Source organism: Actinomyces acetigenes (assembly GCF_031296635.1).
Classification (GTDB): Bacteria; Actinomycetota; Actinomycetes; order Actinomycetales; family Actinomycetaceae; genus Actinomyces; species Actinomyces acetigenes.
Window position 1 is genome coordinate 203,522 of the sequence record NZ_JASPFC010000001.1, and the last position, 21,100, is coordinate 224,621.

General features: G+C 69.0%; 9 protein-coding genes and 1 pseudogene. 8 read left to right on the forward strand and 2 right to left on the reverse strand.

Features of this window, described 5'->3' with window-relative positions; genetic code table 11:
• Positions 1–20 precede the first annotated feature (20 nt).
• The 8 genes from drmD (at position 21) to RIV14_RS01000 (ending at position 17,709) form a co-directional block, all read left to right on the forward strand.
• Positions 21–3,197: a DISARM system SNF2-like helicase DrmD gene (drmD, locus tag RIV14_RS00965; protein WP_256698964.1), complete on the forward strand. Its 3,177-nt coding sequence runs from the start codon at positions 21–23 to the stop codon at positions 3,195–3,197.
• Positions 3,194–7,468: an Eco57I restriction-modification methylase domain-containing protein gene (locus RIV14_RS00970; protein WP_178387816.1), complete on the forward strand. Its 4,275-nt coding sequence runs from the start codon at positions 3,194–3,196 to the stop codon at positions 7,466–7,468. The genes drmD and RIV14_RS00970 overlap by 4 nt, the downstream gene beginning before the upstream one ends.
• Entirely contained in the window at positions 7,458–11,348 is a 3,891-nt protein-coding gene (gene drmA / locus RIV14_RS00975) for a DISARM system helicase DrmA (RefSeq protein WP_075371654.1), read from the forward strand. Before RIV14_RS00970 ends, drmA begins: the two co-directional genes overlap by 11 nt.
• Positions 11,345–13,495: a DrmB family protein gene (gene drmB, locus RIV14_RS00980; RefSeq protein WP_309324737.1), complete on the forward strand. Its 2,151-nt coding sequence runs from the start codon at positions 11,345–11,347 to the stop codon at positions 13,493–13,495. The genes drmA and drmB overlap by 4 nt, the downstream gene beginning before the upstream one ends.
• Positions 13,496–13,504: 9 nt before the next feature.
• Positions 13,505–14,317 (forward strand): phospholipase D-like domain-containing protein, encoded by an 813-nt coding sequence (locus RIV14_RS00985; RefSeq protein WP_075373625.1) that lies wholly within the window; start codon positions 13,505–13,507, stop codon positions 14,315–14,317.
• A gap of 84 nt (positions 14,318–14,401) precedes the next feature.
• Entirely contained in the window at positions 14,402–15,097 is a 696-nt protein-coding gene (gene nucS / locus RIV14_RS00990; RefSeq protein WP_070661175.1) for an endonuclease NucS, read from the forward strand.
• Positions 15,098–15,107: 10 nt separating this feature from the next.
• On the forward strand, positions 15,108–16,364 hold the full coding sequence (locus RIV14_RS00995; RefSeq protein WP_075373624.1) for a DNA glycosylase AlkZ-like family protein: 1,257 nt from the start codon (positions 15,108–15,110) through the stop codon (positions 16,362–16,364).
• A 109-nt stretch (positions 16,365–16,473) separates the two neighbouring features.
• Positions 16,474–17,709: an N-acetylglucosamine-6-phosphate deacetylase gene (locus RIV14_RS01000; protein WP_178387933.1), complete on the forward strand. Its 1,236-nt coding sequence runs from the start codon at positions 16,474–16,476 to the stop codon at positions 17,707–17,709.
• Between the two features lie 121 nt (positions 17,710–17,830).
• On the opposite strand, the gene RIV14_RS01005 is transcribed toward RIV14_RS01000, so the two are convergent.
• Positions 17,831–18,355 (reverse strand): mycothiol transferase, encoded by a 525-nt coding sequence (locus RIV14_RS01005; protein WP_075373622.1) that lies wholly within the window; start codon positions 18,353–18,355, stop codon positions 17,831–17,833.
• 960 nt (positions 18,356–19,315) lie between these two features.
• Positions 19,316–20,684, reverse strand: a pseudogene (locus tag RIV14_RS01010) (ISL3 family transposase).
• Positions 20,685–21,100: the final 416 nt, after the last annotated feature.

Consider the following 21,100-nt stretch of genomic DNA (forward strand, 5'->3'; position numbering starts at 1 on the left):
GGCGACCGGAGGAAATCGTCGTGTCCCAGACCGTCACAGCATCGCGCACACCGGCGCCTCCCGAGGCGGGCCAGGTCGTCCAGGTGCGGGGCAGGCCCTGGGCCGTCACCGATGTCCAGGCCCAGGGCCTACCCCGCAGCTCGGCCGACGACGGCCGTCCTCTCCTCGAGCACGTTGTCACTCTCCAGTCCCTCGACGAGGACCGTATGGGCGAGGAGCTGCGCGTCGTCTGGGAGCTCGAGGTCGGCAACTCCGTGGTCCCGGACCGGGGCCTGCCGGAGACCATCTCCGCCGATGACTTCGACGCCCCTGACACCCTGGGCGCCTTCGTCGATGCCGTCCGCTGGGGCGCCGTCACCTCCGCCGACCCCAAGGCCTTCCAGTCACCCTTCCGCTCAGGTGCCACCCTCGAGCCCTACCAGCTCGAGCCACTGCGCCGAGCGCTGGCGGCCCCGCGCACCAACCTGCTGCTGGCCGACGACGTCGGCCTGGGCAAGACCATTGAGGCGGGCCTGGTCATCGAGGAGCTCCTCCTGCGCCACCGGGCTCGCTCGGTCATCATCGTGTGCCCGCCGAGCCTGGCGCTGAAGTGGCGCGACGAGATGCGCGAGAAGTTCGGCCTGGACTTCGTCATCGTGGACTCCGCACGAATGGCCGCTGACCGGCGCACCTACGGCCTGGCGGCCAACCCGCTGCGGTTGCACCCGCGCATTATCGTCTCCATGGCCTGGCTGCCGGGTGTGCGTGCCCAGCGGCTCCTGCGTGAGGTCCTGGCGGAGACCGATCGCTCGGCATCGGCCCGCCGCTACGCCTTCGATGTGCTCGTCGTCGACGAGGCCCACCACGTGGCCCCGGCGGCGCCCTCGGCGGCCGGGGGAGGGCGCGGCTATGCCGTGGACTCCCAGCGCACCCGGGCCCTGCGGCGCCTGGCGGACAAGTGCGAGCACCGCCTCTTCCTTTCTGCCACGCCCCACAACGGCTACACCGAGTCCTTCTCCGCCCTGCTGGAGATGATCGATCCGCGCCGCTTCGCCCGCGGCGCGAGCATCGACTCCACCGCGCTGGAGGAGGTGACCGTGCGGCGCCTGAAGTCGCAGATCACCGACAAGGACTTCCGCGGCCGCCGGGTCGAGGTGCTCCCTTACGAGCCCTCCGACGATGAGGAGCGCGCTTACGCCGAGCTGGACTCGCTGCTGCGCAGCTCCGGGCGTGCCCAGGGGCGGCGCAGCCTCGACATCGCTGCCCTGCTGCTCAAGAAGCGCTTCCTGTCCAGCCCCTGGGCCTTTGCCCAGACCCTGGAGGGCTACCTCGATCCCACCCTGCCCACGGGCGACGCGGACTGGCTCGGCGACGATAATGACGCCTACGACGACTACTACACCGAGGTCATGGGCTCGGGCCAGTCCGATGAGGAGGAGGGCCTCATCGCCCAGCCGGAGCTGGACACCCTGCTGGCCACCCGCGGCTCGGACCCACTGAGCGCCGCCACGCGCGACCAGCTCGAGGACCTGGCCCAGTGGGCGCGCGGCTACCAGTCCCGCCCCGACTCCCGCCTCGAGGCGCTTGTGTCCATGTTCGACGCCGTCTGTCGGCCCGACGGGCGCACGTGGACCAATGAGCGGGTCGTTGTCTTCACTGAGTACGCGGATACCCTCGACTGGATCGTCTCTGTTCTGCGCCAGCAGGGCTACGGCGAGCGCCTGGCAGTCATCCGCGGCTCCACCTCCGCCGAGGAGCGCGAGGACATCCGGGCGCGATTCAACGCCGATCCAGCCGAGGAGGACGTGCGCGTCCTCGTGGCCACCGACGCCGCCGGCGAGGGCATCGACCTGCAGACCTACTGCCACCGCCTGGTCAACTTCGACGTCCCTTTCAACCCCTCCCGCCTGGAGCAGCGGGTGGGGCGCATTGACCGCTACGGCCAGCGGGAGACCCCCACGATCTTCTACCTCGTCCCGGTGGCCTCCGGCGAGGGCCTCTACGCGGGGCACCAGGAATTCCTGGGACGGCTGGCGGAGAAGATCGCCACCGAGACCCGGGATTTGGGCGCGGTCAACCCGCTCATTGACGAGCAGATCACCAAGCGCTTCCTGGGGCGCAGCCTGCGCAAGGCCCCGGCCCGCGGCCGCGATGAGCAGGCCATCGACTCTGCCCTGGCTGGCAGCGGCCGGCTCAACCAGCAGCTGACCGCCCTGGCCCGTGGCTATGAGCGGACCAAGGCAGACATGCACCTGACCCCGCAGGCCGGTCAGCGTGTAGTGAATGAGGCCCTCAGCATGACCCACCAGCCAACCCTGGAGGAGGTTGGCTCCGAGCTGACCGATGCGGGTGTCTTCGCGGTCCCGGACTTGGCGCGCTCCTGGCAGGATGCGCTGGTCGGCCTGGACACCCGGCTTCACCCGGGTCGGCTGCGGCCGGTGACCTTCGATGAGGAGGCCGGGCGCCTCCCCGGCATCGTCCACGTCCACCTGGGTCATCCGCTTATGCGCAAGTCCACCCGTGTCCTGCGAGCCAATCTCTTCAGTCCCCACTCGGAGGTCAGCCGGGTGACGGCCGTGGTCCTACCGGGGCTGGAGCACTCCTGCGCAGCCTCCATGTCCCGTCTGGTGCTGGTGGGACGCGGCGGCCTGCGCCTGCATGAGCAGGTTTTCGTCACCGGTGTGCGCCTGCGCGGACACCGCATCGCCGAGGAGACGCTGCACGAGGTCCTGGACCGCTCCCTCGACCCGGGCAGCTACCGCCTGGCCGGCCCCGAAGTGCGCAGTCACTTGGCAACCCTGTGGAACGACGGCGGTCACCTGCGCACCCGCCTCGTGGAGGAGACGGCCCGCCGGGCCCAGAGCCTGCAGACGGGCGTCCACCAGAGCCTCGACGAGCGCTGCCAGGCGGATCTCGGCCGCGTGCGCGGCATCTTCGCCGCTTTCCGCGCCAACCTGACGGACTCACTGGCCCACTTGCGTGCCCAGGAGCGTGAGCAGCAGGCGATGCTGGACCTGTGGTCCGGTGAGCAGCGCCAGCAGCGCGCCCGGGACATCCGCGCCATGGAGGACCGCCTGGAGGACCTGGCCGGGGAGGAGACCCGCGAGGAGACGGCGGTGCGCTCACGCTACGAGGACGTCCGGCCCTACGTCTCCTCGGTGGCCCTCGTCCTGGCCGTCACCGAGGAGGACGCCGAGACCTGGGGGAGGCAGTCATGAGTCCGAGGACACCTGCATCGAAGGCCCGCACCCGAGGCCGTAACGCTGGTAGGGGAGCCGCTGGTACCGACCGCGGTACCTCGGGCGGGCGCAGCCCCGCGCAGCAGCACCGGGCGTGGCTGGGCCTGGTGGACACCGAGGGCCCCTTTCTCTCCGTTCCCGTCCTTACCGGCCTCTACCCGCAGGGCATACCGGGGTTGAGTCGCGAGCGCCGCGAGGTACTGCGCGCTGCCAAGCCCACCCTGGACCGGGCCTGGGACGCCTGGGACGCGGACCGGGACTCCGAGGCGACTCTGACTTTCTACCGCCGTGCACGGGACACCTGGGTGGGGGCGGTACTCACCGAGGTCGTGGGCTGGGGTGACTTCTGGGTGACCGCGCAGGACCGACCGGCGCTCGCGGAGACCTACCGCGCCGCCTCCGACGGCATCCAAGCCGTGACGGTCACCCCGACCGGGGCGCTCATGCGCGGGGAGGAGGTCGGCGCCCTGGTCCTGGTGACCGACCCGGCCGACTTCCTGCGGGAGGTGGGCCAGGACGGCTGGGCCACGAGCCCCATCGACCGGATGGCCGCAATGCTGCGAGCCCCGGGCTCCACCTGCTCGATCGGCGTGGTCACCGACGGGCGCTGGTGGGCGCTTGTGAGCGCCCCGCGGGAGGGAAGTGCGGCCTCCGGTGTCGTGGACTGTCAGACCTGGGTGGAGGAGCCGGCCACCCGCGACGCCTTCTGCGAGCTCCTGAGCGTGCGCCGCCTGGTGGGTGGTACCGCGGCGCACCGCCTGCCCCGGCTCTTCGAGGACTCGGTCCTGGCCGCGGAGGAGGTCACCGAGGCCCTGGGCACCCAGGTGCGCAGCGCGGTTGAGCTCATTGTCTCAGCCCTGTCCGACGCCCTCCTCAAGGCTGCCGAAAGCGAGACCTCAGTGAGTTCGGGGGACTCCGAGCCTGGCAACGATCCGGGCGGAGAGGCGGAGGGCGGTCCGCTGGGAGCCGAGCCTCGGGAGGTCTACGAGGCGGTTGTCACCGTCATGATGCGCTGCGTCTTCCTCCTCTTCGCCGAGGAGCGTGGGCTGCTGCCCACTGACTCCCTTTACACCGGCGGCTATGGCCTGGCCACGGTCCTGGACGCCCTGGAGGCGCGCGCCCGCGACGAGGGCGAGGAGTCCATGGACGGCACAAGCCTGACCTGGCACCGGCTGCTGGCCACCTCCCGCGCCCTGCACGGCGGCGTCAACGTCGAGGACATGCGCATCCCCGCCTACGGCGGCTCCCTGTTCGACCCCGAACGCTTCCCCTTCCTGACGGCCACGGATGCCAGCGGTACCCTGCTGCTCACCGTCTCCGACCGGGTCATGCTCCACGTGCTGCGCTCCCTCCAGACCGCCCGCCTCAAGGGCCAGGAGGCTCGGCGCCTGTCCTTCCGGGACATCGACGTGGAGCAGATCGGCTACATCTACGAGGGCCTGCTCGGCTACACCTGTACCCGCGCCGAGGAGACGATCCTCGGCCTGCTCGGCAAGGAGGGTGAGGAGCCCGAGGTCCCGCTGTCGGTGTTGAACGAGCTCGCGGAGCAGCATGCCGAGGATACCGACCTCGCCGGGGCGATCATCGCCTGGATCAAGGAGGACCAACCCGGGGCCAAGCCACCCACCTGCAAAACCCTGGCCAAGGCTCTCGTCGCCGGGGACACATTGCCCGACGCCGACCGCGCCCTGCTCGCCGTCACCCGCGATGAGACCCTGCGCGCGGATCTGCGCCCCTGGATCGGCGTCATCCGCAGGGACCTGCGGGGCCGGCCGGTCGTCATCCAGCGCGGGGGCCTCGTCGTGACCGAGACCCCGTCACGGCGCAACGCCGGAGCCCACTACACGCCCCGCTCCCTGGCCGAGGAGGTGGTGAGGTACGCCTTGGAGCCACTCGTCTACTCACCCGGCCCCCATGAGACCGACGACCGCAGCCAGTGGCAGCCGGTGTCCTCCGATCGCATCCTCGACCTGCACGTGGCGGATATCGCCTGCGGCTCGGGCGCCTTTCTCGTGGCGGCGGCCCGATTCCTGGCCCGCGAGCTCGTCGAGGCATGGACCCGAGAGGGCGCGCTGCAGCAGGGCACGCGGCCGGCTGACCTGGAGCGACAGGCTCTGCGACAGGTAGTGGCCCGCTGCCTCTACGGGGTGGATATCAACGAGATGGCCGTGGAGATGTGCAAACTCTCCCTGTGGCTCGTCTCGCTGGATAAGGACAAGCCCTTCAGCTTCGTCGATGACAAGGTTTTCGTCGGCAACTCGCTCCTGGGCCTGACCGACCTGAGCCAGCTCAAGGTCCAGCACATCGACCCCGCGGCAGCGACAACACAACGACTCTTCGAGCTCGACCGCACTGGCGCCTATGTCAAGGCTCTCGATGTCGACACCGTGGTCAAGAGGGTGACTGAGCGTCGCCAGGATCTCTCCAGCGAGGTCAGCAGCACCGACCCCGCCCGTTCGACGACGACCAAGCAGCGTCTCCAGCATGAGAACCAGGAGGACCTGAAGCTTCTGACCCGAGTGGCCGACGCCATCGTGGCCGTGGGCCTCAACCCCAAGACTGAGGCGAAATCGGGGCAAGCGATCAATGAGGCCTACAGCAACCTGGCCGTGGCCCTCGGCCGCGCTTTCCCCACTGAGGGAGCCGGTGACGACTCCATGCTCGAGGCCATTCTGGAACGCGGCCTCACCCCGACCGTGCCCACCGACTACAAGCGCTGGCACTGCCTCCACTGGCCCCTGGCCATGCCCGAGGTCATGGAGCGCGGCGGCTTTGACGCAATTGTTGGAAACCCTCCTTTCCTGGGTGGTATGAAGATCAGTCCTGCGATGGGGAAGAATCTCCGAGAGTGGTTCGTCAGTGTCCTTGCAGGGAATGAATCGGGTAACGCCGATCTTGTTGCGTACTTCTTCCTTCGAGCCTTCTCGCTGCTCAATGAACATGGCGCCTTGGGACTCATTGCCACCAACACGATTGCTCAGGGTAGTACCCGCAAGGTAGGGCTGGATCAGATGGTGGGCTTCGGCTTCACCATCACCCGTGCTATTCGGTCGCGCTCTTGGCCCTCTCAGGGTGCCAACCTCGAGTTCGCGGCAGTGTGGGGGACGCGCGGTGCCGTCTCCTCGCATATAACGACGATCTGTGATGATGTGCCGGTACCCCGAATCAGCAGCCTTCTCGAACCGGTCGGTCGTGTAGAGGGGAAGGCTGAACGTCTCAGTGAAAACGGCGGCGTTTCCTTTGTTGGGTGTTATATTCTTGGCAAGGGTTTTATCTTGGATGCAGGAGAGGCGCGAGAGTGGGTTGTGGAGGATGCTTGCAATGCCGAGGTGCTTTTCCCTTATCTCAATGGAGAGGATCTCAACTCTCGTTCAGACTGTTCCGCTTCCCGATGGGTCGTGGACTTCAATGAGCGAAGTCAAGAGGTGGCGCGGCAGTATAAGCTGCCGTGGCAACGCGTATTTGATAAGGTTCGCCCAGAACGTGTGGTGAAGGATGCTGAAAAGTATCCTCGTATGGTTAATGAATGGTGGAAGTACTGGAACTCTCGGCCAGCGATGCGAAAAGCGATTGCAGATCTCAATGAGGTGCTTGTTATCGCAAGGGTAAGTAAAACTGTTATGCCAGTCCGTGTTTGTACAGGGAGTGTGATGAGTGAGGCTACTGTTGTTTTTGCTACTGACTCGTATGCACAGCAGGCGGTTCTGTCGTCCTCGTTTCATCAGTATTGGGCTATTGCCTATGGGTCGGGTATGCGCAGCGATCCTCGTTATACGCCGTCGGATGTCTTTGAGACCTTTCCTCGCCCTGAACCCACACCGGAGCTGGAGGCTATTGGTCGCACGCTAGACACCGAGCGCCGGGAGATCATGCTGCGGCGTGACCTTGGCCTCACCAAGCTCTACAACCTTGTCAACGACCCCGGTCTGGAGGCGGGCACCGATCCGGATGTGGACCGCATGCGCGCCATCCATGTGGAGCTCGATGCCGCCGTCGCCGCCGCCTACGGCTGGGAGGATCTCGACCTCACCCACGGCTTCTGCACCTACCGGGAGATGACCCGCTGGACTGTGCCCCCGGCCACTCGCGTGGAGATTCTTGACCGTCTCCTGGAGGAGAACCACCGCCGCGCCGCTGCGGAGGCCGCTGCTGCGGCAGCCTCCGGTCGGTCTACCGGCGGTTCCCGCTCCCGGCGCGGCCGTAAGCCCGCCAACTCTGCCCAGACCCGGGAGGCGACCCTTGACATCTAAGACCGCGCCCTTCGCGGACACGCCTTCCACCGACCCAACGGCCGGGACTCATGCGCATGACGGCACCACCTACGTCTTTGACAAGAAGCTCGGCAACACCTCGGCCTCTGCCCGGGCCGGACTCGTCGAGGTCCTGAAGCGCGAGCTCATCGGCCCCGCCGAAGGTGACACCGAGATCCTCACCACCCCGCCCGATGATCGCTATCTCCTGGGCCGCATCGCACCCACGCGCTTGACCGGCGCCGCCGACGACCTCGAGGCCGCGGCCTCCACCGGCGCCCCCGTCACCGGCGTCGAGGAGGAGACGACCAACGCCACCACCGAGGAGGACCCTGGTCAGGACGCCGATGACGAACCCGTGCGCCGCGGACTCATGATCCCGGCCTCCATGGGGCTGCGCTTCCAGGTCCCCGCCGACCCCGCCGAGCTGGAGTCCATCACCATCCACGTCAGCTGGGGCACCTATGAGTCCACCGGCCGCGATGACGCAGAGGTTCCTGCTCCCTCCTCCGCCCCGGCCAGTAGGCGGGATTCTCATATCACTCGCTACCGGCGCATCCCGCACCACCACAGCCTTCCCCTGCGCCTGGCCGACCTCACCCCGGGCTGCACCCAGGACTACGTGCTCGAGGACGACGTCACCCTGCGCGTCGACTCCTACCTGCACACCTCACCGGCCGGCGGGCCGGGTGGTCGCTACCTCATCGAGCTCGCCCTGTGCAATGACCAGATCACGCCCCGCCGCATTCCTGTCCATGCCTGGATGTTCCAGACCCAGATCCATGTGGATGCGGGAAACCGGGACGTCTTCCTCCCTGTCCACGATCCCCTCCTCCCGCCGGCTCCCGGCGCGCAGCCGGCCTCCGACCCGGAGGAGGCCCGCCTCGAGCTCCAGTACCGCGACCGCCTCGAGTTCGCCGTCGGACGCACCTGCTCGGTCGACTGGAGCCTGCGGAAGCCCCCGCCCGGTAAGAGCGCACCCCGCCGCGCCTTCCAGGTCCGCACCACCTGGATGCCCACCGTGGAGACGCCCCAGACCACGGCCACTCCCGTCCCGACGGCCGAGCTCAATATGCGCACCCTGGCCACCGCGGCCGAGTCCCAGAACACCGCCCAGCTCAGCGCCTCCCTGGAACCCATCGTGGAGGCCTACACGGACTGGCTGGGGGAGCAGGAGGCCGCCGTCGCCGCCCTGCCGGAGCACCTGCGGGACACCGGCGCCGAGGCCCTGGCTGAGGCCCGTCAGGTCCTGAGCCAGCTCACCGAGGGCATCGACCACCTCCTGACCGACCCCGAGGCCCGCCGCTGCTTCGCCTTCATGAACCGGGTCATGGCCGACCAGCGCGTCCGCTCCCAGATCGCCGCCGCACGCGCCGTCGACTCCGGCCTCAGCGTCGAGGAGGCCGAGGCCCGCATCCTGGCCGGCGACTACCCCCACCACTGGCGCGTCTTCCAGCTCGCCTTCATCCTCATGCAGCTGCCGGCCCTCACTGACCCCTCCCTGCCACGCCGCTCCGGCGACCTGGCTACCGCCCAGCTCCTCTTCTTCCCCACCGGTGGAGGCAAGACCGAGGCCTACCTGGGACTGGCCGCCTACGCCTTCGCCATCCGCCGCCGCCAGGGACTCCTCGAGACCCCCGACGGACCCATTGACGGGCGCTCCGGCGTCACCGTCCTCATGCGCTACACCCTGCGCCTGCTCACCTCCCAACAGTTCCAGCGCGCCACCACCCTGGTGTGCGCCGCCGAGCTCGCCCGTCGCGAGGACCCCGCCATCTGGGGTGAGGAGCCCTTCCGTATCGGCCTGTGGGTCGGCACCGCCGTGTCCCCCAAGCGGGTGAACGAGGCCGCGAAGGAGCTTGAACGACTGAACAACCGGGGAGGCAGCGGGGCCGGGTACCGCTTCTCCGCCCTCCAGCTCGGCCACTGCCCCTGGTGCGGCCTTCCCCTCACCCCGGGGGACATCACGATCGGCTCCGTTGCCGGGAGCGCCGACCGCGTCATCTTGCGCTGCTCCGACGAGCTCGGCCAGTGCCCCTTCTCCGAGGGTGACGGCAACGTGCCCGACGGCCTGCCGGTGCTGACCACCGATGAGGAGATCTACCGGCTCGCCCCGGCCTTCGTCATCGCCACCGTGGACAAGCTCGCCCGCCTCGCTCGCGAGGGGCACGCCGCCACACTGTTCGGGCACGTCGCCCGCCGCTGCGAACGTCACGGCTACGTCCCCTACCCCGGCCACGACTCCACCCACGACTTCACCGGCTGCACACTCGGCGAGAACGGGCGCCACCAGCCTAAGGGGGAGCTGCCGGCGGCCGCGATCCGTCCCGCCACCCGGCTGCGGCCCCCGGACCTCATCATCCAGGATGAGCTTCACCTCATCACCGGGGCCCTAGGGACCACGGTCGGTCTGTTCGAGACCGCCGTCGAAACCATGTGCGCCTGGAACACGCCCAGCGGCCAGCCCGCCCGACCCCTCCTCGTGGCTTCCTCGGCCACTGTCCGCAACGTGGCCGATCAGGTCCGCGGCCTCTACGGCCGCGACGTCACCATCTTCCCGCCCCAGGTCCTTGACGCCTCCGACACCTTCTTCTCCCGTACGGTTCCTGTTGACGCCGCCCACCCCGGGCGCCTCTACGTGGGCCTGTCCACCACCGGGGTACGCCTGACCGCTGCCGAGATCCAGACCACCCAGACCGTCATGGCCGGCGCCCAGCTCCTCTTCGACCGGCTCGGGGCCGCCGCCGACCCCTACATGACGCTTGTCGGTTACTTCTCCGCCACCCGGGAGCTGGCCGGCATGGCCCGCTACGTCCAGGACGACATCCAGACCGGCCTGGCCAAGCCCGGCCGAGACTCCCGCCTGCCGCGCCGCCGCGGCACGGCTTTCGGTGCCCTGCACCTGGGCGAGCTCACCTCGCGTATCGCCTCCACCGACATCACCGCCACCCTGGACCGCATGGCGCTCACCTTCGACCCGAGCGTCGACTCCACCACCGCCAAGGCCGCGGTGGCCGCAGCCGCGCAGGCAGGCAAGAAGGTGGATCAGCGAGGGGCCGCGGCGAACCCCTACGATGTCGTCCTGGCCACCTCCATGCTCCAGGTGGGCGTGGACGTCTCCCGCCTCGGCCTCATGCTCGTTGTCGGCCAGCCCAAGAACACCGCCGAGTACATCCAGGCCACCTCCCGCGTGGGCCGGGACGCGAACCGCCCCGGCCTCGTCATCACCCTGGGCAACTGGGCCCGGCCCCGCGACCTGGCCCACTATGAGCAGTTCCGCCACTTCCACGAGACCTTCTACGCCCGCGTCGAACCATTGACCGTCACCCCCTTCTCCGTCACCGCCATCGACCGCGGACTTGACGGCGCCCTCGTGGCCGCCGCCCGAGTCACCCAGGCCGGATGCAGTGACGGTCTCAACCCCGAGCACAACGCAGGCCGCGTCACCGAGCAGGCCGAGGCCCTCGACCGGCTTGTCGACAAGCTTTCCATCCGCATCAGCGCGGCCACCGGCGAGGAGGAGAACAAGTACGCCCGGGACCGTCTGGCCAGCCGCGTGGGGGAGTGGAAGAAGCGCCAACGGGAGGTCGCCAAGAAGAGCGGCGATCTCGTCTATGAGCGCGGTGCGGATAACGTCCGTCACTTCCCACTCCTGCGCTCGGCCGAGTCGGCCGGCAGAGGCGGCTCCAGGCCCGACGACGCCCCCTTCGTCGTCGCAGGCTCCATGCGGGAGGTTCAGCCCGAGATCAACCTCCTCGTCTCCCCGGACCCCGCCAGGCTCATCGACAACTCAACCGACGACGCCCCCGCCTGGGAACGACAGGAGCCCCGCGAGGCCAGTGAAACCAGTGACGTTCGGACGGATCAGGAGGAACGGTGAGCCAGGACCAGGACATCGACCAGGACGGCTCGGGCACCCCCGACCCCGAGGACGGGATCGGCGTCGACCCTCTCGGTGACGCCGATGACCTCAGCCAGAACCAGGCCAAGAAGAACTACGCCAAGGTCGGCTCCGCCCGCCCCACGACGCTGCTCTACACCTACGGCCCCGGCGCCATCATCGACCTGCCCCACTTCACGGTCATGCCCACGGGCCTGGACGACTGGGCGCGGATCTGGCAGCGCCGTGCCGCCGACCCCGTCACCGTCCACGCGCCCCGCCTCCTGGAAACGGTCCGGCTCATGCTCGGCCACCAAGTGAGCGAACTGCGGCACTTCCCCTGGCAGCTCCCGCAGCCGGGCGCACGCCGCGATGGAGATGATCTGGGCGTGCCGGCGCGAGTCTTCCCCCAGTGGATGCGCTGCACCGGCTGCGACCTCCTGGCGCCGCTCAGCCGATTCGTCAACGGCTACCACAACACCCATCCCTTCCGGCCCGACCAAGCCGTCTTCGAACACATCGACTGCCCCGGGCGACCCACCCGGGCAGCCGCGGCCCAGGGACGCAGGGGTGCCAAGGGCACAGCCAAGCGCCGGGGCAGACGACGCTCACCGTGCGTGCCCGCCCGCTACCTCATCGTCTGCCCGAGCGGGCACCTCGATGAGTTCCCCTACGACTGGTGGGTCCACGAGGGCGCCCACTGCCCCAAGGCCACCCACCCCGAGCTCGCCATGAGCGACACCTCCCAGCGGGGCGCCACCGCCTTCATCTCCTGCCGCGCCTGCGGAGCCCGTCGACGAATGTCCCAGGCCCTGGGGGAGGAGGGGCGCCAGCGGCTCCCGCGCTGCCGCGGCCGCCACCCCCACCTGGGGATCTTCACCGAGGGAGGCTGCCAGGCCGAACCCCGCGTCATGCTCGTGGGCGCCTCCAACCTCTGGTTCGCCGCCACCCAGTCCATCATCGACATGCCGCGCCTGGACCCCGAGGAACAGAAACGCGATCGCCTGACGGTCCTGGGACGAGCCTTGGGCGAGGACCTCGAATCGGTGAGAGAGAACCTTCGCTTCGTCCGCGCGCTCCTCAAACGAGGCGATGCCGACGCCGTCCGGCTGCTGGACCTTGACGATGATGAGCTCACCGAGCTCCTCAGGATGCTGCCCCTGCCCGCGGAGAGCGACGACGACCGCCTCAAACGGCGTGAGAGCTGGGATCCGGTGGATCTCCTCGTGCCCGAGTGGAACTACCTCCTCACCGAACCACCCGGCGACCACCACGAGGACCGCGACAGTGGGCTCGTCATCTCCCCACGCAGCCTCGGGGACGTGCCGGCCGGGGTGAGCCGGGTGCTCGCCGTCGACCGCCTGCGCAAGGTCAACGCTGTCCTCGGGTTCACTCGCGTGGACGACTACGACCGGATCGACGACTCCGAGGCCCGGCTCGTCTCCCTGGTCCGTTCCGGCCGCCCCACCTGGGTGCCGGCCACCGAGGACCGCGGCGAGGGGATCTTCATCCAGCTCGACGAGGATGCCGTCGCCCGCTGGGAGACCAGGGTGCTTACCAGCCCCGTGTGGGCCGCCCATCGCTCCGCCCACCGGCGCAACTTCGAGCGGCGCTTCTCCGAGACGGCCAAGCAGATCCATCCCGACGAGCGCCTCGCCCCGCCGCGATACTGGCTCGTCCACACCCTCGCCCACGCCCTCATCCGTCAGATGGCGATGTCCTCGGGCTACGGGGCCGCCTCCATCAGTGAGCGCATCTACGCCTGGCGCGCCACCGAGCAGCGCGAGGCCGCGGCCGGGATGCTCCTGACCACCACCGCCTCCGACTCCGACGGCACCTTGGGTGGGCTGGTCTCCCTGTCCCAGCCCAACCGTCTGGCTGACATCCTCGACCAGGCCCTGCACGCCATGACCCGCTGCTCATCGGACCCGGTCTGTGCCCGGCGCGTCCCCAAGGACCCCGAGGACTTCCTCCACGGCGCCGCCTGTCACTGCTGCACCATGGTCTCGGAGACCTCCTGCGAGCGCGCCAACCGCTTCCTCGACCGGCGCTTCGTCATCCCGCTGCCAGACTTGGACGACAGCCCAGGCGGCGGCGTGGGTGGTAGCCGAGACCTCGCCTTCTTCTCCGACTACCGGAGCGCATAGGGGAACCTCGTGGTGCCCACCGACGATTCCGAGCCACTGAGCCCACTGCGCGCTCTGGGCGCCTTCCTTACCGGAAGCGAGGCCGACGGCATCGCCGCACGCCTCTCCGGTGGTGCGACGCTGAGCCAGGCGCTCGTCGTCGTGCCCGCGCCCAGAAGACCACGAGCCCGTGAGCTGCTGGGCGCCGCAGGACTTGGACCGCAGGCGCGGAAGCACTCTGTGGACGCCCTGCGTGCCGTTGCCGGTGCCGCCTCCAGAATCAAGGATGTGACTCCCGTGTGGACCGCCCCGGCTGGGGCAGTCGGCGGCGGGGCCCTCACGGCGGACGTGTTCGCCCTGGTCGGCAGCGCCAACACCTCGGTGGTTTGCGCCACCTACAACCTTCAGCCCAGCTCCGCCCTGTGGGCCGCCCTGGTGGACCTGCGCGCGCGGCGTCCCGGGGTGTCCGTGCGCCTCTACCTGGACACCCAGGCCGCCGACGGGCCCTTCCACCGCCCCGAGAGACGGCGAGGATACCGGGAGCAGAACCATGACCGGGGCAGCGGCTCCCGCCTGAACACAGGTGAGATTGCCCGGCGGCTGCGCGGCGCCGTCGTCATGCGTACCCGCGCTCCCGAGGATGACGGGCGCGCCGTGACGAGCCACGCCAAGTTCCTCAGCATCGACCACCGCTTCCTGCTGGTGGGAAGCGCCAACTTCTCATTTAGCGCCGAGGAGCGCAACGTCGAGCTCGGCTTGCGCCTCGATGACCCAGCCCTGGCCCACAGCGTGGAGAAGCAGATGCGTGACCTGGAGGAGACCGTCTACGAGCCAGTGCCCTGAGAGCCTTGCCCGGGTGACACGATGCTCAGGCCCGCCGGCTCCGGCGTCGCGCCGAGGCCGGGCCCGCCCCGCTAGGGTGGACGGGTGCGTCTCGTTATTGCCTCCTGCTCTGTTGACTACTCCGGCCGCCTGGACGCCCACCTGCCCCGGGCCACCCGCGTGCTCATGCTCAAGGCCGACGGCTCGGTCCTCATCCACTCCGACGGCGGCTCCTACAAGCCCCTGAACTGGATGAGCGCCCCGGCCCGCCTGGCCGTCACCGAGCCGGACGAGGAGGCCGCCGCCGACGGCGTGCGCGAGGTCTGGGAGGTCAGCGCCACCAAGACCGACGACCGCCTCGTCATCCGCCTCTTCGAGACCATCTCCGACGTCAGCCACGAGCTGGGCGTGGACCCCGGGCTCACCAAGGACGGCGTCGAGGCCCACCTCCAGGAGCTCCTGGCCGAGCAGATCGAGGTTCTGGGCGCCGGCTACCGCCTGGTGCGCCGCGAGTTCCCCACCGCCATCGGCCCGGTCGACATCATGGCCAAGGACGCCCAGGGCCGCTCCGTGGCCGTGGAGATCAAGCGCGTCGGTGGGATCGACGGCGTCGAACAGCTCACCCGCTACCTCGAGCTCCTCGACCGCGACCCGCTGCTGACCCCCGTCCAGGGCGTCTTCGCCGCCCAGACCATCAAGCCGCAGGCCCGCGTCCTGGCCGAGGACCGCGGCATCCGCTGCGTCACCCTCGACTACGACGCCATGCGCGGCATGGACGACCCGAGCTCCCGCCTGTTCTGAGGAGACAGTCGTGCCCGCCGCCCGCACCTCCTCCGCGCCGCTGCCGACCGAGGTGAGCCTGGCCCGCATCATCTCCCAGGGCCTTATCCCGGCCACCGCCGCGCCCGACGTCGTCGCGGCAGTGGCTCGCCAGCTCGCCATCCAGGGCCAGCAGGTCTCCGCCGTCCCCCACGCCCTGCTGGTGCGCGCCCCGGCCGCCACCCCGGCCGACGTTGAGGCTGCCTTCGCGCGAGGCGACCTGGTGCGTTCCTGGCCCATGCGTGGCACCGTCCACATCACTGCTGCCGCCGACCACCACTGGCTGCGGGCCGCCCTCATGCACCGCACCGACACCTGGGTGCGGAACAGCGAGAAGGCTTACGGCGTCGATACCGCCCTGTGCGAGCGCGCCGCCGAGGTGGCCCTCGGCCTCATTGAGGGCCAGGGCCCGCTGACGCGCTCGGTGCTGCTGGCGGCCTGGCAGGAGGCCGGCCTCATGGAGGCCTTCCGCGGCGAGGACGTCTCGGCCTACCGGCGCCGCCACCTCCTGGTGCGCCTCCAGCGCGAGGGGATCCTCGTCCAGGGACCGCGGTCCGGCAACGAACACCTCGTTATGGATGCACGCCACCTGCCCGACGCCGACTCCGGGCCCGCCGGAGCCGACGTCGCCCACGGCGGGACCGGCCACCGCGCCGCCTGCGCGCACATCGCCTACCGCTACGCGGCCAGCCACGGCCCGGTCAGCGCCGAGGACCTGGCCCGCTGGACCACACTGCCCAAGACACAGACCGCCCACGCCCTGGAGGACGCCGTCGAGCTGGGGCAGGAGCCGGCCACGGCCGCGCCTGAGGGCACTGGCGAGCCGGTCGGGAGCCGTGTCCCGCTCGTGCGCGCGGTCGCCGAGGGCGGGGTGCGCGGAGGCCTGCGCCCGCTCGGCCCCGGCGAGTCGGCCCCGAAGACCGGCCTGCTCTACATGCGCGCCGACCTGCCCGACCTCCTGTCCGCCCACCGCAGCGCCGCGCAGGCCACACACTTCCTGGGCTCCTTCGACGAGCTGCACGTGGGCTACAAGGACCGATCCTGCCTCACCGATGAGGACGGCGAACGCCTCATCTGCCCGGCGAGCAACGGCATGTTCCGCCCGATCCTGGTCGACCGCGGCCGTCTCGTCGCCGTGCGGCCGGTCGGCGAGGGCCTGCTGTGGAAGGGCGGGGCGGCGCCGTCGGCCCGCGTGGAGCGCGACGTCAACCGGGCCGTTGCCCGCATGGAGCAGCGCCTGGCCGGGTGAACGGAGCGAAGCCGGAACCCGCCCGCGCAGTGTGGGCCAGACGACCCCCCGAAGGAGGTTGTCTGATGTCTGGAGTGGTGACAGAATCCGACTCATGAGCAACGAAGCCATGCAGGTCCGCGCGCTGCGGGGGCGCGTCGTCACCCCCGACCACATCATCGATGACGGGGCGGTCGTCCTGTCGGGATCCCACATCGCGTGGGTCGGGCCCGCTGACCAGGCCGCCCGGGCCGGCTTCGGGGGCGCCGTCGAACAGGCTCAGGCCGCACCCGAGGGCGGCTACCTCCTGCCGGGACTGGTGGACGTCCACTGCCACGGCGGGGGCGGCGAGTCCTTCCCCAACGCCGAGACCGCCGAGCAGGCGATGGTCTCCGTGCTCGAGCACCGCCGTTTCGGCACCACCTCGCTCGTGGCCTCCTGTGTGACGGCCGCCCCCGAGGTCCTGCGCGCGCGCACCCGGGTGCTGGCGGGGCTGTGCGAGGACGGAGAGCTCGCCGGCATCCACTTCGAGGGGCCCTTCGTCTCGGTGGAGCGCTGCGGCGCCCAGGACCCCACCTACATCATCGACCCCGACGCCGCCCTGACCCGCGAGCTCATCGAGCTCGGCGGCGGGCACGTCGTCACCATGACCATCGCCCCGGAGAAGCCCGGCATCACCGGCGACGACGGCGTCAACGCTGCCCTCATCGAGGGCGGGGCGCTGCCCTCCTTCGGGCACACCGACTCCGAGGCCGCCCCCGTGCGTGCCGCCCTGGCCGACGCCGCCGCCCGCATCGCCGAGCGCCTCGAGGCCGGCAAGCCGGTCCGCTCCCCGCGCTCGACCGCCACCCACCTGTTCAACGGCATGCGCCCCATGCACCACCGCACGCCCGGGCCCGTGCCCGAGTTCCTGGCGGCCGCCCAGCGCGGCGAGTGCGTCCTGGAGATGATCGGCGACGGCGTGCACTTGAACCCCGCCATCGTTCTGGACATGTTTGAGACCCTGGGGCGTGACAACGTCGTCCTGGTCACCGACGCCATGGCCGCGGCCGGCATGGCCGACGGCGACTACGTGCTCGGCTCCCAGCCGGTCACCGTGGCCGACGGCGTCGCCCGCCTCACCGAGGGTGGCGCGATCGCTGGGGGGACCGCCCACCTCATCGACGTCGTGCGCACCACCTGGCAGGGGGGAGTCGACCTGGTCGACGCCGTCTACGCCGCCAGCGTCCAGGGCGCCCAGGTCCTCGGCGACCCCTCCGTGGGGGCGCTGCGGGCGGGCCTGTGGGCCGACGTCGTCGTCACCGACGCGGAGCTGCGGCCCGTCACCGTGCTGCGCCGCGGCGAGGCGGTGGAGCACTCCGCCTGATTCTCCCGCACCGCCGGCCCACGCGGGCCCCGGCAGACTCTTGTCATGTGGGAGCCGTTCGCCCCGACCTGAACCGCCAGGTCGGGGCGAACGTGTGGTGCGGGGCCGGTGGGCTGCGGACCTAGCCGGGCAGGCCCAGGAGGCGGCGGGTGTAGATGGCCTGGCCGGAGTGCTGGGCGGCGTCGTCGATTACTGAGGCCAGGCGCACGGCCCGGGTGACGGGCGGGTCCCAGGACTCGTCGATGACGTCGTCGAGCGACTCCGGCGTGAGGGATCGCAGGTAAGTGGTGGCCAGGGCGTAGGCGTCATCCAGGTAGGCGAAGAGGATGCTGAGATCGCCGACGACGACCTGGGCGGCCTGCTCGGGTGTGTGGCGCCAGTCCTCAGTGTCGTCGGGCAGGGGCAGGGCGAAGTGTTCGCGGTGGCCGCCGGTGATCCAGACGGGCTCGACGCCCGCCAGGGGCGCGACCTGGATGTCGAGCTCGCGGGCCGTGTGCCAGGCCAGCCAGGTCAGCGAGTCGATGCGGGGCGCGAGCTCTGGGGTGGGCCGGGTGTTGGCCTGCTCGCGCGTGACACCGTCGAAGGCGCGGTCGAAGCGCTCGCGGGACCGGGACAGGACGTCAATGAGCATCTCAAGAGTCGTCATGACGTCAGGTTACGTGGCGGGTCTGAACGCATCGGGAGAACCGCGCACCGGGCACTGTCTCGCCTGCACCAGTTTCAGTGGGAGGTGAGCCGCAACGACACCGCGCCGGCGCATTGGATACAGGTGACTTGGTTCACGGACCGCCTGTTCAGAATTGCAGTGTCTTGTCAGTGATCTCGATAGCATTGCTGTATGAGAACTGAACGCGACTTCATGTTGCTGACTCCTTTGGAGTGGGTGGAGGAGGCTCTATTCTTGGGTGCCGCATTATCTTGATCGCAGGTGAGTGGCTCGAGAGTCGATCAATGATCGAAGGTGTAGGTTCTGGTCTACGTGTTGCCAAGGTGGTGTGGTCAATATTATGTACGTGATGTTTGACCAGGTTGTCGGCTGTGAGCGCGGAGACCGGGCTCGGGCTCGCGAGGTTAGCCTGTTTTTCTACGGCAGTGTTCTCTCTGTGGTTTACTCACTATTTCTGTGGTACTGCTCTCTATGGTCTATTCTCGTCGTGTTCTTGACGTTTTGCGTTATATTTCTGGCGCAGAATGTTGTGAAGGGTTCTGTATTGGAAGATGTTGATAGGCCTCACCGGCAGTGGGTGAGGCTGTCGACTGAGGGGGTTGAATTCGTTCCGTCGTCAACGCCGGCAGTATGTGAGTGGGCTTGTCTTGTCGGGCTTTTTCTGGGTGCCTTACTTGCAATATGTGTTGGTCAGTATGTCGACGTTCCTCGCCGACCATACTCCGATGGACTGCTTATCGGTGCAGCCGCAGTGTTCTTTGCCTTAGTGGCCATTAATGGGGTGCCTCGATCGGCTCCTGGAAGTGCTGCATGGAGGCTGACTCCCGAAGGGCTACTCATTTCTCCATATAGCCAGTACAGGGCGCTCGTCGACTGGTCTATGAAACCTCAGGTGGAGGGACGGGGGCTCTTCGTGTTTGGGGGTGTGGTAGGTGGGGCTTATCGGCTGGTTGAGGTGGTTGTTGTCAGGTGGTCTTTGAGGCGTCCGGTGTGGATGAGGCTGCCGATGGTGTAGTTGGTGAGGTTGCGCAAGTCCCAGGGCGATGCCGCGTAGGTGCTCCAGGCGCCCGTTGATGGCTTGGCGTGGGGCCGTTGGAGGTACGGGGGCGGTCGAAGTAGGCCAGGGGTGTCGGAGGCTCTTTCGGTCAGGGTCTTTGCCAGTGCCTGGATCTCCTCCAGCTCGTCTGGGATGGCCTGTTTCAGGGAGTCGATGAGCCGTTGCATCAGGTACTTTCCCAGGCCCGGGTCCTCGACCCTGTAGGCCTGGATGAGACGCTGGTAGACACCCCAGGAGGCCTGGACCGCAGCGTGGCGATCATCAGCGAACAGAGCCTCGAGACGCTCGGCCTGAGCATCGGTGAGCAGGCCGGCCCCAGTCAGCAGGGTGCGCCTGGCCCGGTAGAGCCGGTCACCCGCCCGGCCCCGCCGGCCCGTGATCGCCCTCTGGACGCGGCGGCGGCACTCATCGAGCTTGTCTCCTGCTAGGGACACGACATGAAAAGGGTCCATGACCGCCCGGGCCTGTGGGAGCTCCTCGCCGGCGGCGCTCTCGGGACCCGGTGAAACCGCCCCGTGGCCACCACCTCAACCCGCCCACGCCAGTCCTGGTCGCGCTGGGAGAGCCAGGTCTTGAAGACCTTCTTGGACCGGCCCGGGACCACGTCCAGCAGCCGGGCCGGACCACTGCGGTCGCGTACGGGGGGCAGGTCAATGACCACGGTGACATAGCGGTCGCCCCGCCTGGTGTGGCGCCACACAGAGGGGGTACCTCCCGCACGGGAGCGAAGCGCGCGGGGGAATCGTCGACCCCGAGGACCTCCACGCCGTCGAAGCGGTGGGGATCGTCTAACAACGTGGCCTGAGCGCTTGTCAGTATTGCGTTGTTGGCGGTGTGCCAGGAGATCCCCAGGGCGGCTGCTACCCGGGAGACGGACATGGCCTCCAGGGCAAGGGCCCGCAGCCCCCACTCCACCGCCGAGCGGGTCAGCCGCGCCCGTGGCTGAGCCAGGCCGCTCGTGTCCTGCCTCCACACTCGGCGGCAGCCGGTGCAGGCGAAGCGCCGCACGCGTACCACCAGCTGCGTGGGCCTCCACCCCACCGGCACGTGGGCCAGGCGCCGGGTCACCGTCCCACGGGATACTCCCTGGGCGCCGCAGGCTCTGCAGAACGGGTCCTCGAACCCGATCGGCATACGGCACTCGATCACCGCGCGCTTGGCTGTGAGGTGCTGGCCCACCGCGGTCAGTCCCAGAGCGTCCAGGCCCAGGAAGGTCGTCAGATCAGGGTCGGTGAAGGTAGTCTCAGGCACGTCGAGGTCTCTCGTGACGGTTGTGTAGGAACTCCCATCATCGGGGGACCTCGACCCCTACCCAAGCAACGACGCACCCACCCCACCTATGAACTCAATAGGCTCCAGCTACCACACCCTCAAACACGAAGAGCCGGGACGGGGAGTCGTCAACCTCCAGGAGTGTGTCGTAATCAAGGACTCGCGCGGAAGGCGCTACTATCTTCCGATCTCGGGGCTGCCGATGAGCTACGTGCAGTTTCGTCGGCTGCTGAGTTTCTACTCAACGCACCCTAAGCTACGCCAGGAGATTGCGTCGAGTAAGGGTGTTGGGCGCGTTTGCTCACTGTTGGATAGCTGAGGGACGGGCTGCGCTTAGCCCTTGACGTCCTATCTCGCGTGGCCGCGACTCCTGTCTGCGACTGGTGCGTTCGTAG